This window comes from Salinimicrobium marinum (assembly GCF_014651535.1).
Taxonomy (GTDB): domain Bacteria; phylum Bacteroidota; class Bacteroidia; order Flavobacteriales; family Flavobacteriaceae; genus Salinimicrobium; species Salinimicrobium marinum.
This window is the reverse complement of the sequence record NZ_BMXB01000024.1, coordinates 19,930-34,554: the sequence shown is the minus strand read 5'-3', so window position 1 is coordinate 34,554 and position 14,625 is coordinate 19,930. Positions and strand designations below refer to the sequence as shown.

16 protein-coding genes are annotated in these 14,625 nt (G+C 40.0%); 5 read left to right on the top strand and 11 right to left on the bottom strand.

Going from position 1 to position 14,625, the window contains the following annotated elements; genetic code table 11:
- Nucleotides 1-543 precede the first annotated feature (543 nt).
- Genes IE056_RS17585 through IE056_RS17575 form a run of 3 tightly spaced genes read right to left on the bottom strand, consistent with a single transcriptional unit; the run spans nt 544 to nt 2,410 of the window.
- Nucleotides 544-972, bottom strand: coding sequence for a DUF4268 domain-containing protein (locus IE056_RS17585; protein ID WP_189606299.1), 429 nt, complete (start codon nt 970-972; stop codon nt 544-546).
- A 38-nt stretch (nt 973-1,010) separates the two neighbouring features.
- Nucleotides 1,011-1,679 (bottom strand): ZIP family metal transporter, encoded by a 669-nt coding sequence (locus IE056_RS17580; RefSeq protein ID WP_189606298.1) that lies wholly within the window; start codon nt 1,677-1,679, stop codon nt 1,011-1,013.
- Nucleotides 1,676-2,410 (bottom strand): class I SAM-dependent methyltransferase, encoded by a 735-nt coding sequence (locus tag IE056_RS17575; RefSeq protein ID WP_189606297.1) that lies wholly within the window; start codon nt 2,408-2,410, stop codon nt 1,676-1,678. The genes IE056_RS17580 and IE056_RS17575 overlap by 4 nt, the downstream gene beginning before the upstream one ends.
- Before the next feature lie 45 nt (nt 2,411-2,455).
- On the opposite strand from IE056_RS17575, the gene IE056_RS17570 reads away from it, so the two are divergent.
- Nucleotides 2,456-3,625 (top strand): THUMP domain-containing class I SAM-dependent RNA methyltransferase, encoded by a 1,170-nt coding sequence (locus IE056_RS17570; protein ID WP_189606296.1) that lies wholly within the window; start codon nt 2,456-2,458, stop codon nt 3,623-3,625.
- A 3-nt stretch (nt 3,626-3,628) separates the two neighbouring features.
- Here the strand turns inward: IE056_RS17570 and IE056_RS17565 are convergent, their stop codons facing one another.
- From IE056_RS17565 to rlmD, 3 genes are read right to left on the bottom strand one after another with little or no spacing between them, the layout of a single operon-like run.
- Nucleotides 3,629-4,342, bottom strand: a complete 714-nt coding sequence (locus IE056_RS17565; RefSeq protein ID WP_189606295.1) for a DUF6048 family protein — start codon at nt 4,340-4,342, stop codon at nt 3,629-3,631.
- Nucleotides 4,305-4,796, bottom strand: coding sequence for a DUF6452 family protein (locus tag IE056_RS17560; protein ID WP_189606294.1), 492 nt, complete (start codon nt 4,794-4,796; stop codon nt 4,305-4,307). Before IE056_RS17560 ends, IE056_RS17565 begins: the two co-directional genes overlap by 38 nt.
- Entirely contained in the window at nt 4,793-6,205 is a 1,413-nt protein-coding gene (rlmD, locus tag IE056_RS17555; RefSeq protein WP_189606302.1) for a 23S rRNA (uracil(1939)-C(5))-methyltransferase RlmD, read from the bottom strand. Before rlmD ends, IE056_RS17560 begins: the two co-directional genes overlap by 4 nt.
- Nucleotides 6,206-6,380: 175 nt before the next feature.
- Between rlmD and rocD the strand changes: the two genes are divergently transcribed.
- Nucleotides 6,381-7,628 carry an ornithine--oxo-acid transaminase gene (gene rocD, locus IE056_RS17550; RefSeq protein ID WP_189606293.1) on the top strand — a complete coding sequence of 416 codons (1,248 nt, stop codon included), beginning with the start codon at nt 6,381-6,383 and terminating at the stop codon, nt 7,626-7,628.
- A gap of 181 nt (nt 7,629-7,809) precedes the next feature.
- On the opposite strand, the gene IE056_RS17545 is transcribed toward rocD, so the two are convergent.
- From IE056_RS17545 to IE056_RS17535, 3 genes are read right to left on the bottom strand one after another with little or no spacing between them, the layout of a single operon-like run.
- Nucleotides 7,810-8,148 carry a CCC motif membrane protein gene (locus IE056_RS17545; protein ID WP_189606292.1) on the bottom strand — a complete coding sequence of 113 codons (339 nt, stop codon included), beginning with the start codon at nt 8,146-8,148 and terminating at the stop codon, nt 7,810-7,812.
- 23 nt (nt 8,149-8,171) lie between these two features.
- Nucleotides 8,172-8,456, bottom strand: coding sequence for a DUF2752 domain-containing protein (locus tag IE056_RS17540; RefSeq protein WP_189606291.1), 285 nt, complete (start codon nt 8,454-8,456; stop codon nt 8,172-8,174).
- A 4-nt stretch (nt 8,457-8,460) separates the two neighbouring features.
- The gene (locus tag IE056_RS17535) at nt 8,461-8,922 is read right to left on the bottom strand and encodes a T9SS type A sorting domain-containing protein (RefSeq protein WP_189606290.1); all 462 of its coding nucleotides are present in this window, start codon (nt 8,920-8,922) and stop codon (nt 8,461-8,463) included.
- Nucleotides 8,923-9,005: 83 nt separating this feature from the next.
- On the opposite strand from IE056_RS17535, the gene IE056_RS17530 reads away from it, so the two are divergent.
- Complete coding sequence (locus tag IE056_RS17530) at nt 9,006-9,224, top strand: hypothetical protein (protein ID WP_189606289.1); 219 nt, start codon at nt 9,006-9,008, stop codon at nt 9,222-9,224.
- Between the two features lie 2 nt (nt 9,225-9,226).
- Complete coding sequence (locus tag IE056_RS17525) at nt 9,227-9,772, top strand: DUF8465 domain-containing protein (protein WP_189606288.1); 546 nt, start codon at nt 9,227-9,229, stop codon at nt 9,770-9,772.
- Here the strand turns inward: IE056_RS17525 and IE056_RS17520 are convergent, their stop codons facing one another.
- Nucleotides 9,773-10,783, bottom strand: coding sequence for a hypothetical protein (locus IE056_RS17520; protein WP_189606287.1), 1,011 nt, complete (start codon nt 10,781-10,783; stop codon nt 9,773-9,775). It abuts the gene before it with no gap.
- A gap of 87 nt (nt 10,784-10,870) precedes the next feature.
- Between IE056_RS17520 and IE056_RS17515 the strand changes: the two genes are divergently transcribed.
- Nucleotides 10,871-12,019, top strand: a complete 1,149-nt coding sequence (locus IE056_RS17515) for a cysteine desulfurase family protein (protein WP_189606286.1) — start codon at nt 10,871-10,873, stop codon at nt 12,017-12,019.
- Between the two features lie 141 nt (nt 12,020-12,160).
- Here the strand turns inward: IE056_RS17515 and IE056_RS17510 are convergent, their stop codons facing one another.
- The gene (locus IE056_RS17510) at nt 12,161-14,620 is read right to left on the bottom strand and encodes a TonB-dependent receptor (RefSeq protein WP_189606301.1); all 2,460 of its coding nucleotides are present in this window, start codon (nt 14,618-14,620) and stop codon (nt 12,161-12,163) included.
- Nucleotides 14,621-14,625 lie beyond the last annotated feature (5 nt).

Genomic DNA, 14,625 nt, shown 5'->3' with positions numbered 1-14,625 from the left:
TACTGCATCCAGTGGGAGAGTATGTCGCCGCCTTTTTTTAGAACCCTTCATCATGTATTTGATGAAGGGTTTTTTTTTGTAGTAAAACCAGCCCGGCCTGCAGGTATCCTTCCGTAAAAGGAGGGGAGTTTCTTTTCAATGAACTAGTAAATGTAGTAAGAGGGTATCTGCTGAAGTTATGGTATGTAAAGAGTTGAAAATCTTAGTTCCCTTTCATACTAGGGGTGGGCTACTCCCGAAGGACGGGGGGAACTTTGGAATTCAGGAATTTATTGCACTTCTGTTCTCATCCTGCTTTGCAGATAGCTGTTCGAGGAAAGGGAAGTCCGTAGATGGGGGAGGGCCCGGGGGTTCTGAAAATCCTCGTGAGGAACCTAATCCACGCCGCCTTGAAGGCCCTCCTGCGGAGGAAGGGAAATTTATTAAAATAAAAAAGCTGAGCCTGAGAGGTAGTGTGGCTTACGTGATTACTATAAAGATTTAGAACTCCGAACCATTAGCTTTCGGAAGAGAAGTTCCAGAAGGGCCAGGAAGACCAGGCTATTATTGATCAATAAAATCTTTATACTCCAAAAAGAATTCTTCTAAAAGTGCCATGTTTTTGTTCAGGAATTGCTGGGTTTGAGGCCAATCATTTCTGTTGTGTACATTTATTCCCTCTTTTCTGATATATATTCTGGAGATTACTTTCCCATTGTCCAGCTCATAATCCTCTGCATATTCTATTTCCGGAATATAATCTTCTTTTAATACAGCATTGAGGCTTTTCAGCTTTTCGAAATAATATTTTCTAAAAACTTCATCTGTAGAAGTAATTTCTATGGCTACTTCAGCATATCTTTTGGTGAAATCAAATTTCAGACTAAAGTCTTTAATTTTTGTGTTGTACAAAATCCATTTCCTCTGGTAGGTTTTTCCGAAGTTGATCCAGAATTCCTGGCGTATCTTTTTCGACTCTTCCCGGCTGTACATGGCAATAGCTTATTAAATATTAAAAAGTAACATGGTGATTACAGTAAATAGGCCACTATAATTCCGGCTATAATTACCAAAAGTTTTCCCAGGTTGAATTTGTGATTTTTAGAAGCTTCAAAAAGAATGGTGGTTGAAATATGTAAGAAAATACCAATTACCACAGAATTTATATACACTTCAAACTGTTTGATTACTTCAAAATTCCTGGATAACCAGCTTCCAAGCGGAGTCATTAATCCAAACAAAATTAGAAAAAAAGCAGCTTTAGGTTTTCCTATTTTAGAATTAAGTAAAAAAGTGGCTAAAATGATGGCTACCGGAATTTTGTGCAACACAACACCGTGAAGCAGATGTTCTCTGTCATTCAATGGAAAACCCTCCAATAGGGAATGAATACATAAACTAATGAGCAGAAGCCAGGGGAATTTTGTGGAATTCTCATCGTGGTGTAAATGGCCATGTTCCGCTCCTCTGGATAGGAACTCCAGAGAGATTTGAAGTAGGATCCCACCCATAATAAAAATTCCTATATATGGATTTTCTGTAGCGTAAACATCCGGAAGGAATTCAAAAACTGTTACTGAAAGTAAGTAAGATCCACTAAAGGCAAGCAATAATTTAAGTCCCAGTGCATTTTTAGGTTTCAGAAACAGGGCCGTGGCAAATCCTATTACCACAGATAAAATAGGCAAAAAGTAGATCATTTACTAAAAACTAAGATAAGTCGGTCAGATTCTTTTTCATCATACTTTTCCAGCTGATAACTGCCAAAGATATGTTTTAAATTAATTCCGGCGCGATCAAAATACTCTTTGAAATCTTCCAGGGTCAATGCTTTGACTTTTTCAGTGAAATTATAGGATTCGTCTTCATCATGAAAAGCAATGTTTTTGAGAATATACCCTCCATGATAATTCCGGGTGATCCTAAAATCAATACCTTTTACCGTTTTTACTTCAGAAGGAATTAAATTCCGGATGACTTTTTTTACGTTCATAAAATCGATAACCCCATGTCCTTCTTCTTTTAATTCTTCCTTAATTGCTTTAATGGTGCGGAAGTTATCTTCTTCTGCCTCAAAATATCCAAAGCTGGTAAAAAGGTTAAAAACAGCATCAAATTCTTTGTCCATAGGTTTGCACATATCGTGTACCTGGAAATGAAGTTTGCTGTTCTCGAATTGCTTAGCAAACTCGATACTGTTTTGTGAAAGGTCCACTCCGGTGACTTCAAAATCAAGCTTACTTAAAAAAAGTGAATGCCTGCCTTTTCCACATGCCAGATCCAGAATTGTGGAACCTTTTGGTAACCTCAAAAAGGAGGTAAGGTTTTTCATAAATAATCCCGCTTCTTCGTAGCCGCGGTCTCTGTAAAGGATGTGGTAGTAAGGGGTGTCAAACCACGAGGAAAACCAGTTTTCTAGTGTTTTTGCCATATCGTGCAAAATTAATGTATTTTTGCCTCTAAGAGGAATGATCTTATGGGAAATAATTTTAAAATGCTGGCCAAAACACTTTATGGTTTTGAGCCTGTTCTTGCGAAGGAATTAAGAAATTTAGGTGCAATAGATGTCAAAGAAGGAGTACGATCTGTTACTTTTTATGGTGATACGGGTTTTATGTATAAAGCCAATTTATCGTTACGAACGGCTATTAAAATATTAAAACCTTTTAAAAGTTTTAAAGTCTTTTCTGAAGAAGATCTTTATAAAGAGATCTATAATATTGACTGGGAGCAATTTCTTGAAGCTACAGATACTTTGGCTATCGATGCCACGGTTCATTCTGAAAAGTTTACACATTCCAAATATGTCGCCTTAAAATCCAAGGATGCTATTGTGGACAGATTCAGGGATAAATTTGGAGAACGTCCGGGGATCGATCTGGATTTCCCGACCTTAAGATTAAATATTCACATTGAAAAGAATGACTGTACCGTATCCCTTGATAGTTCGGGACAGTCTCTTCATAAACGCGGATACAAATCTGCTACCAACATTGCTCCCATCAACGAAGTACTGGCTGCGGGAATGCTGTTACAGTCTGGCTGGGATGGCCAATGTGATTTTCTTGATCCCATGTGTGGAAGTGGAACGATTTTAATAGAAGCGGCCATGATTGCCTGTAATATTCCGCCGAACCTAAACCGTAAGGAATTTGCTTTTGAAAAGTGGAAAGACTGGGATGAAGACCTTTTTGAACAAATAGAGAGTTCTGTTTTAAAGAAACTACGAGATTTCCATTTCACAATAAAAGGATATGATACAGCTCCTTCTGCTATACGTAAAGCGCAGGATAACATAGATAATGCTAACCTATCTGAATTTATTTCGGTTGAACAAAAAGATTTCTTTGAGAGTGAAAAGCAAACCGAACGACATTTACACATGGTGTTTAATCCACCGTATGGAGAACGCCTTGAGATTGACATGCCGGTCTTCTATAAATCGATTGGTGATACCTTAAAACAGGATTATCCCGGAACTCATGCCTGGTTTATAACTTCCAATCTGGAGGCGATAAAACATGTAGGGTTACGGCCTTCACGGAAAATTAAATTGTACAATGGCGCTTTAGAGTCCAAGCTGTTAAAGTATGAAATTTATGAAGGATCTAAAAAGGCAAAAAAGAATCCCGATAACCAGAATTAGCTATTATAACTTATATAAAGGAATAAGGTAGGAAATGGCGTAGCCGTATCCCACTCCAATGGAGCTGCCGTCATACGTCCTGTTAAAACCCGGGACGTACAGATTATCAAAATTTCCGGGGGTAGCCTGTCCAATCATTCTTTTTAATTGCACATGTGCTCCCAGGTAAAGGTTATTGAGAACTTCAACCTTTATTCCCAGCTGCATTTCAACCCAGTTTGCTGTTAAATTATTATACTCCTGGCCTTCAATCCTGGTGTCCCTTTCAAAATACGGATTCCGGGTGTAAATGGAATATTCTTCCAGTTCGGTTGAAAAGCTGGCAAAGGCATATCTTATCCCTACATAAATGCTGTTTTGCATTCCCTGCCAGTTTCTGTACGCATTATAATCTATTCCGAGTTTTATATAACTTCCGCTGCCATTGGCTGTAATATTTTCTTCAATGATCTGGTCTTTTTCATTCCCCAGTTCAGCCGCCAGGTAATAATTTTCATAGACGCGATAATCCCCGTTCAATTCCAGTCCGCGGTAATCATCATCCAGCAATGTGCGTAAAGGTTTAGCAAGGTCTATTCCAACCCTTAGGCCATATTTCTCCCGAAAATCTAAGGAATCCTCCTGCGAAACAGCCTGTTCCTGCTGTGCAAAAATATAAGGAGCCTGTAGGAAAACAAGACTAATGAATAATATGAATATGTGCTGTTTCAGTTTCATTTTCTACATCAGTTTGTTGTTCAATATCGTCTAAGATCCAGTTATTATCATCTTCAACTATTTCTGCCTGCAGCCCAAGGAAATTTACTTTATATCCGCAGGCTCTGTTGAGATATTCAGGTGATGGATTATAAAAGAAGCTTAAAGTGTCAATATTCTCATTATCGGCTCCACTATTCTTGATAAATAGATATTCAGTAGTATTTTGATCTGTTCTTAACGGAATGGCAATCTGGTTGGTAGTGGAAGAGGCCGATAAAGTATCTTCTTCTCCCACTGCCTGTACAGTGAGGCTTTGTACTGCCTTTAACCGGGTATTATCTTCTACATCATAGAATTCAATGGTGAGCAGGGGAGTCACCTGAGTACTTTCAGGACAAATATCGTCCTTCTGACATCCGGAAACAAGAAAGAAAAAACCAAGTGCTATAAAGATTTTCTTCAGATTTTTCATACTCTTTTTTCTAAACAAACCACATTTTCCACATGGAAGGTTTGCGGAAACATATCTACTGCCTGTACTTTTGTAACTTTATAATGCTCGTCCAGCAAAGCAAGATCCCTTGCCTGAGTAGCTGAATTACAGCTTACATAAACGATTCGCTGCGGCAAGATACCAATAATTTGTGCAATTACATCCTTGTGCATCCCGTCCCGTGGTGGATCTGTTATGATCACATCGGGTTGTCCGTGCGTTTGGATGAATCCGGCGGTAAACACTTTTTTCATGTCGCCGGCATAAAACTCGGTATTGGTAATGTTGTTTAGCCTGGCATTCTCTTTGGCATCTTCAATAGCTTCCGGTACAGCTTCCACACCAATCACCTTTCTTGCTTTTGCAGCTACAAACTGGGCAATGGTACCTGTTCCCGTATAAAGATCGTATACCAGTTCATCTCCTGAAAGATTTGCAAAATCACGGGCTATTTTGTACAGCTCGTATGCCTGGTCTGAATTCGTCTGGTAAAATGATTTTGCATTAATCTTGAATTTCAGGCCTTCCATTTCTTCAAAAATATGATCGCGACCTTTATAGCAGATCACTTCCTGATCATAAATGGTATCATTTCCTTTGGGATTGATCACATATTGAAGGGAAGTAATTTCCGGAAATTGTGCTGCAACAAAATTCAGCAGTAACTCTCTCTTTTCAATGTTCTCTTCGAAAAACTGGATCAACACCATGATCTCTCCGGTGGAGGAGGTTCTAATCATGAGGGTACGTAACATCCCGTGCTGATTCCGCGTATTGAAAAACGGAATATTATTCGCTATTGCGAATTCTTTGATGCTGTTACGGATTCCGTTGCTGGGTGCCTGCTGAAGGTGACATTCCTTAATATCAAGGATCTTGTCCCACATGCCGGGAATATGGAATCCAAGAGCATTTCGTTCTTCAATATCTTTTCCGCTTTGGATTTCCTCCTGGGTTAGCCAGCGGCTGTCACTAAAAGAAAATTCCATTTTATTCCGGTAGAAATAGATCTCTTTACTTCCGAGAATAGGAGTGACCTCCGGAAGTTCTATTTTTCCCAGGCGGGTAAGATTGTTCACCACTTCTTTCTGCTTGTAATGTAACTGGTGTTCATAGCCCATAAACTGCCACTTGCAACCACCACAAACACTAAAATGGATACAGGATGGTTCTACACGCTTGTCTGAATATTCATGGAAATTGGTCGCAGTACCTTCATAATAAGCTTTCTTTTTCCTGGTTGTCTGCACATCTACCACATCTCCCGGCACTGCATTATTTATAAAAATCACTTTCCCGTCGGGTGCTTTGGCAATACTTTTTCCTTTTGCTCCCGCATCTATAACCGAAAGCTCTTTAAATTCTTTATTTCTGTTCTTTCTTCCCATGCCGCAAAAATAGGATAAATGCTCAGATTTATTGAACGAGTCGTTGAAAAATTCGCTAAACATTTAGTAATTTGCGACTTCTGAATTTGGGATGATTTCTCTCCTCCAAATACCTCAAAGATTGTATTTCCGGAAAGCAGGAATTTCTTTTTTAATAACATTTAAAAATCAAAAAATGTCGATTTCAGAAAAAATTACTTCAGAAGAAGCAATCCGGTTAGAAGACAAGCACGGTGCGCATAACTATCATCCGCTTCCGGTTGTGCTGGAACGTGGGGAAGGAGTGCATGTGTGGGATGTAGAAGGTAAAAAATATTACGATTTTCTTTCAGCTTATTCTGCAGTAAACCAGGGGCATTGTCATCCAAAAATTGTGGGTGCAATGACAAAACAGGCAGAAAAACTCACGTTGACTTCAAGAGCTTTTCACAATGACATTCTTGGGAAATACGAAAAATTCGCTACAGAATATTTTAATTTCGATAAGCTTTTGCCAATGAACACAGGGGCAGAAGCCGTGGAGACGGCCATCAAAATTGCTAGAAAGTGGGCGTATGAAAGAAAAGGAGTAGACGAAGCGGAAGCACAGATTGTGGTTTGTGAAAATAATTTCCACGGAAGAACCACTACCATTATTTCCTTTTCCAATGATGAAGGTGCACGTAAGAATTTTGGACCGTATACCCCGGGATTTATTAAAATAGCGTACGATGATCCTGATGCTCTTGAAGAGGTATTGAAAAACAACAAAAATATTGCCGGATTCCTTGTGGAGCCTATCCAGGGTGAAGCCGGAGTGTATGTTCCTTCTGAAGGATTTCTTACCAGGGCTAAAGAGCTTTGTGAACAACACAATATCCTTTTTATTGCCGATGAAGTACAGACGGGGATTGCAAGAACCGGAAAATTACTGGCCGTAGACCATGAAAATATCAAACCCGATATCCTTATCCTCGGAAAAGCTATTTCGGGAGGAGTTTATCCTGTTTCTGCTGTTTTGGCCGATAATGAAGTGATGGATGTGATCCAGCCGGGCCAACACGGTTCTACTTTTGGAGGTAACCCTGTAGCCTGTGCTGTTGCAATGGCTGCTCTCGAAGTAATTCGGGATGAGAATTTAGCTGAAAATGCTGAAAAATTAGGAAACCTTTTCCGTAGAAGATTAAATGATTTCATTAGAACATCAGGTATCGTAAATCTGGTGCGGGGGAAAGGACTTTTGAATGCTATCGTGATTGATGATTCTGAAGACAGTTCTACTGCCTGGGATATTTGTATGAAATTAAAGGAGAATGGTTTACTTGCCAAACCTACTCATGGTAATATCATCAGGTTTGCGCCCCCTTTGGTGATGAACGAAGCTCAGTTAAATGATTGTGTGGATATCATCATCAAGACGCTAAAAGAGTTTGAAAGGGAGTAAGCTTTTTTGACTTTTAGTACAAAAGAAAAAGAGGCTGTCTAAAAAGCTTACAATCACAATCGTCATTCTGAATTTATTTCAGAATCTTATTATTCTGATTTCCAGGATTTTTAAGAACCTGAACAAGTTCAGGTTGACGTAAAAAGTGCTTTTTAGAAAGCCTCTTATATTATATCAAATTTTAAGAATTGGCATTTTGCCGCTCCATTTCTCTCATGATCTCTTCCTGCATTTCATAATACCCTTCAATACCGTAGATTGCGAAGTAGCCTATTATTAACAGAAGGAAGATCGCATTGATGACAATACCAATAATCGCCAGTATCTTTCCGGTTTTAACGTTGCCGTAGCCTGTATAGAGTTCAGGATTTGCTACATAGGTTTGTTTGGCTTTATTAGCTAATACCAGGGCAACAATTCCTAAAATTAATCCTGGGACGCCATAACAACAGCAGGTAATGATTGATAAAATTCCGAGGACGAGGATAAGTGTTGAATTCGGTGTGGTTTGTCTTTCCATAATTAAAATTGATTTGGTTTAGTTTAGTTGAAAAAGTGGTTCATTTTATAAATGTAAGCAGCAATAATAATTACTGCATTAAAGATGATGAGCCCAATCTTCAGGAGCCAATCATTTTTAAATTTAACAAATAAATTAACAATCAGGAAGGAAATGAGAACTATCAGGGAGTAAACCGCAGGAAACATTTTAAAAGCTGCATTAAACTCTCCCTGAAACACCAGCATGAATGCCCGCTGAGCTCCACAGCCGGGGCAATCAATCCCGAATATTTGTTTATTGAGACAGGGTATCATGAATTCTTCCATACAACTAGTTGTAATTTAGCACAGAAATTTTGCTTGTTTTCACAGTTCCGTCACGGTGCAACACTCTTACAAGATAAACGGAATTGTAAAGATGACCTGTAGCAAAGCTATGAAAATCTTCTTTTTCAGACGTTTTCCTGCTAAAAATCTCTTTGCCCGAAAAATCAAATAAACTTACTGAAACAACAGGGGAGGAGGGAATATTAAACATTAGACTACCCGCACGGCACCTTTTGGTCTTGGTTTCAGGAGCATAGAGCATATCTATTCCGAAAACCAGTTTCCTGGCTGGTCTGTTCCTTGGTGCACTATTTTTGTATAATGCTATTGGCCCATGCACATAAAATACCTTTTCCTTTACATAAATATAATTGCTTTTCGCAGGGGAAGCAGGTTTCACCGTTAGTTGAGAAAAACAGGAGTTCCCAATAAATAAAAAAAGAATAAAGACGTAAAGTTTTCCCATTTTCCCGAGCTTTGTTCAGATTTAATTTATTTAGTATTGTTATTCTCTCATTGGTAGAATATAACGCTGATAAACAATTATTTATGAAAAGTAATACTTCCCAGGTGGTCAATACGGCATGCATAATTATTGGTGGTGCTCTGTTGATATACCAGATCTCTACCACCGAAAAGCACCCTTATCTCATGATCCTTGGACTGGTGCTTCTTATGTTTGGCTTGTACAGGGCGACTAACTTCTGGGTGGAAACCAAAGATGACCATAAGAAAGATGAGAATTCCGATGTAGATAAAAATCCATAGCTATGTATAAACCGGGAGAGAAAGTAGCAGTGCTTGATGACACGCTTGAGGGAAAGGTGGTGTCTGTGGAAGGAAATACGGTTTCCATTGAAACTACAGAAGGTTTCCTGTTGGATTTTCAGGAAAACGAACTGGTAAGGATAGAAGCTCCTCATGATCTTGTGCCAAATGATCCTGAAGTTTTTTCAGAAGTAATCAGGGAAAAAGAATCTTTTAAGAAGCGAAAATCTCAACGGATCAAACCAAAAGAGCGGCATTTACCTGCAATGGAAGTTGATCTTCATATTCATAAATTGGTCAATTCCTATAGGGGAATGAGTAATTATGATATGTTAACTATACAGCTTGATACGGCAAAAAGACAACTGGAATTTGCGATGAGCAAAAGGATCCAGAAGGTTGTTTTTATTCACGGAGTAGGGGAAGGGGTTTTAAAAGCCGAACTCGATACGCTTTTTAGCAGGTATGAGAATTTAAAATACTACGATGCCGATTACCAGAAGTACGGTCTTGGGGCCACCGAAGTGTACATATTTCAGAACGCTTAGTTAGTCTGCACCTTCAGTTTCTTCTTCTTCTTCTTCTTCAGAATCCTCAGGTTCCCCATTGTCTTCATCTTCTAACGGATAAGTAATTGTTTCTGTAGTTGAATTAAGAATTCCGAATTCATAGTTGCCCAAAGTAATTGATTCTCCGTCACCGCCCTGTCTTTGCAGAGTTACATTTTCTAGATTAACAAAATACCGGTAAGATACCTGGATATCATTTTTCCTCACAATGGTATCACTAACCGGGAAAAAATCACTTATTTCTGGATTAAGATAGGCGGGCAGGCCATCTTCATTTACATTATTGCCAGGGTTTTGGTTCTCGCTAGAAACTTCATTCCGTGTTAATATTTCATCACCATCATCATCAGTATCCAGATAATCGGGAATCCCGTCACCATCAGAATCCGGAAATCCGTTTGCAGTAGCTTCTGCTTCCACATCATTGACTTCATAGGATGTAAGGACGTTGTCGTTATCATCATCAATATCCAGATAATCTGGAATTCCGTCGCCATCACTATCGGGATACCCATCTGCAGTTTGTGCTGCATCTACTGCCATTTCTACAGAAGATAGAACTCCATCCTGGTCATGGTCCTCGGTATTCTGGCGAACGCTGTTAATTATAATCTCGCCCCCGGTAGTACTGCGATATTCCTCGTTTACATTGGGAGAAGTAGGAGGAACTTCATTACAAAAATAGTCGGCACTTACTTCTCCGTCAAAAGTTCTGTAAACCACGAAATTCTGGTCGTCCAACTCAATGGTTAGAGGTTCATCCAGTTCTCTTATTAAGAAATCTTCATCGACTGGTTCCAATTCAAACACCAGTGCTATGGCTTCATTCGATAACTCATTGTTCAGCTTAAAAAAGACCTGCAGGTCGTCCCTTCCCGCACAAGTCTCGATATTATTATCATCGAAATCAAAATCAGTCACAATCAGGTCTCCGTCATCACAGGAAATTAAAAAAAGAGCGGCAAAAAGTGCCAGAAAGTAGTTCTTCATTGTGCGGGTTTTGAGCAAAATTAAAGTAAATCACACTTTATAACGAGACTTCTGTAAAATAATTTTATTTCTCTTAATTTTGCGGCCATGAAAAAAGTGTATTTAGATAATGCCGCCACCACACAAATTCGTGAAGAAGTGGTTATAAAAATGGCAGACGTAATGAAGGAAACTTACGGTAATCCTTCTTCCATTCATTCTTTTGGCCGCTCAGCAAAGACATTGATTGAGCAGGCAAGAAAAACTGTAGCGAAACATTTAAACGTTTCGCCCTCCGAAATCATCTTTACTTCGGGAGGGACCGAGGCAGATAACCTTGTGCTCAACAGTGCCGTGCGTGATCTTGGTATCAAAAGAATTATTACTTCAAGAATTGAACATCATGCCGTACTTTACACCATCGAGCAGTTGGAGAAGGAATACGGAATAACTGTAGAATACTTGAAGCTGGATAACTGCGGAAAAGCGGATCTCGAACATCTGGAACAACTGCTGACTTCTTCCGAAGAAAAGACCCTGGTAAGTCTCATGCACGTGAACAATGAAATTGGTAACCTGCTGGATATTTCAAGGGTGGGAAGGTTGTGCAAGGCCAATAAAGCACTTTTTCATAGTGATACCGTTCAATCTGTTGGACATTTTAAGCTTGATCTAGCTGAAGTCCCAATTGATTTTACTGCAGTGAGTGCACATAAATTTCATGGCCCAAAGGGGGTTGGATTTGCTTTTATTAGAAAAAACAGTGGACTGCAGCCTCTTATCTTTGGCGGGGAACAGGAGCGTGGATATCGTGCAGGTACAGAATCTGTTCATAATATTGTGGGGCTGGAAGAAGCATTGAAGCTTTCTTATGAACACCTGGACGAAGAGCGGGAGTATATTTCTTCCCTGAAAAGCCATTTTATGGAACAGCTTCAAAAGGAAATTCCTGGTGTAAAATTTAATGGAGCCTGCAGTGATCCTGAAAATAGCACTTACACACTACTAAATGTGTGTTTACCTGTTTCTCAGGAAAAAGCGATGCTGCTGTTATTCCAGTTGGACCTCAAAGGAATCGCCTGCTCCAAAGGAAGCGCCTGCCAAAGCGGAAGCGAAGAAGGATCGCATGTGCTTAATGCATTCTTACACGAAGAAGACCTGAAAAAACCTTCTCTTCGATTCTCTTTTTCAAGGTATAATACCAAAGAAGACCTGGATTATGTGGTAGAAGTGCTGAAAGAATTTATTGAGAAGTAGGAAGAAGAACAAGAACAAGAACAAGAACAAGAGACAAGATCCTAGAGTTAAAAGTTAGGTAGTAAATAGACAAAGACGTAAATAATTAATATATTGATTTTCACGTGATTTAATGTAATCACTTAATTTTTTTTTAATCTTCTACAGTCTCATTCCAATTCTCACATTAAAAACCCGGGGCGTCAAATAGTTCGGAATGGCGTACTGATTTTTGGAATAAATATCCCTAACAAAGGTGTTGGTGATGGAATTTTGGGAATCAAAAAGATTAAAAATTTCAAAGCCTATGGAGAATTCTTCAAAAGCCTGGAGCCAGGTGAAGTTTTTCTGGTTTGGAAGATCGTTTTTAAGGAGGTATGAAATCCCAAGGTCAGCTCTTTTATAATCGGGCAGGCGGGATTGGTAAAGGTAAGGATCAGAATAGTTGGGAGAACCTCCGGGCAGTCCGGTGTTATAAACCAAGTTCAGGTACATTTTTAGATCGGGGATCGTGGGGACATAATCCTGAAAAAGGATTCCGAACTTCAACCGTTGATCTGTTGGACGGGAAATATAGCCCCGGTTGTTGCTGTTTTCTTCGGTTTTCAAATATCCAAAGCTCAGCCAGCTTTCTGTACCGGGAACAAAATCTCCGTTCATTCGCAGGTCTAATCCATAAGCATAAGCTTCGGCTTCATTCGTGGCGCTGTAACGAATTCTTACATTTTCCAGCGTATAGGTGTTGACGTTGTTCAGATCTTTGTAGTAAGCTTCTGTAATCAGCTTAAACGGCCTTTCCCAAAGCCTGAAGCTATACTCATTCCCAAGTACCAGGTGCAATGCTTGCTGCGCTTTTACATCAGGATTTACTTTTCCAGAGAAATCCCGTAATTCCCGGTAAAAGGGAGGCTGATAATACAATCCCCCCGAAAGCCTGAAGAGCATATCTTTTTTCCAATCTGGCTTCATGGCAAACTGTGCTCTCGGAATTATTATCGACTGGTTTTCTGAAGAAATTCCGTCTCCGTTCAAGGTCCAGAGGTGGTTCCTGACTCCAATGTTCATCCAGGCTTCATGGTTTCCTAAAGTGGCTCTTTTGCTCCACTGCAAAAACCCGGAAACTCTGTTGATTTGTGTCTCGTTCTGTGCTCTTACAGAGTTATAAGAAGCCAATGGAGCATCAAAAGGTTGGTATGGCTCATTGTTCTGAAGGTCGGGCAGGGGAGGCCGAAGGGAAAATCCGGCGGAATCGATCATTTCATATTCCCGCAGTCGGTCCCGAATATCTTCATGGGTAAATTTAATTCCGTATTCGATCTGGTGTTCGCCCAGAAGGAGATTTCCCTTGTGCTCCAGGTTGACGATCAGGGCATCCAGGTTATTTCGGGCATGGGTGAGCTGCGAACCAACACCTTCAGAAAATTCCACTTTTCCAAAATCTTCCCCGCCAATTTCTGCATTTACTTCTCCTAATCTATATTGGGCAACGATGTCGAAATATTCCTGCTCCCGCGTGTGATATGTTGAGGCAATAAATTTGGCCGTATAACTTTCATTTACAGCCCAGGAAGCTTTAACAGCACCAAGGGCAGTTTGATAAAGATCCTCCTCCCGGCCGTTATAGTAAACGATGAGGGCTCTTGGATCCTGGAGTGTCCCGAAATTTGTTTGCCGTGTGAGCGGCTCATAACTGTACTTGTTGAGGGACAGATTTCCGAGGAAACTGACTTCAAATTTCTCTGAAAACTGGTAGGTAAGGTAAGTTTGTGCATCTGCGAAGATGGGCCGGAAATTCGTTTCGATTTGCCGGGAATTTATAAACAGGCTGTTATCCCGGAACCTGATTCCGGCAATGGCACTAAATTTTTGATCTTCGGAAGCATTTTCAATGGAAGCATTCACACCCAGTAAACTGGCATCCAGAGTCGCACCAAAATCCACCGGACGTTTATAGGTGATGTCCAGCACCGAAGAAAGTTTATCTCCATATTTCGCCTGAAAACCACCTGCCGAAAAATGCACATTTCGCACCAGATCTGAATTTACAAAACTCCATCCTTCCTGTTGCCCTGAGCGAACCAAAAACGGACGATAGATTTCAATTTCATTTACATATACCAGGTTTTCATCATAATTCCCGCCACGCACAGCATATTGAGTGCTTAGTTCGTTGTTGGAGCTCACGCCGGGCAGCGTCTTTAGCAAATTTTCTACTCCGGCGTTGGCACCGGGCAAGCTTCTAATGGTCTCCGGGGATAAAACAGTGACTCCAAATGGTTTTTCCAGTTCTTCGGGTGAAATTACCACTTCAGAGAGGTCTTCTATTTCAGAAGTTAAAACAGGATTAATTTCCACCCACTGTCCTTTTTCCAGTGTAATATAGAATTCGAGGTTGGTGAAACTTAAATGAGAGATGCTGATAGTTAACTTCCTGTTGTCCGGAAGTTCCAGCTGGTAGAATCCTGTTTCATCGGTCTCGGTCCCCACACTTCCCGCTACCTGAACAGTTGCTGAAGAAACCGGGTTCTTATTTTCATCAAGAATTACTCCTTTAATACCTGTCGTCTGAGAATAAATGCTGTTCCCGTAGAGAAGGCTGCAAAGGAGTAAAAAATGATGTATTTTCA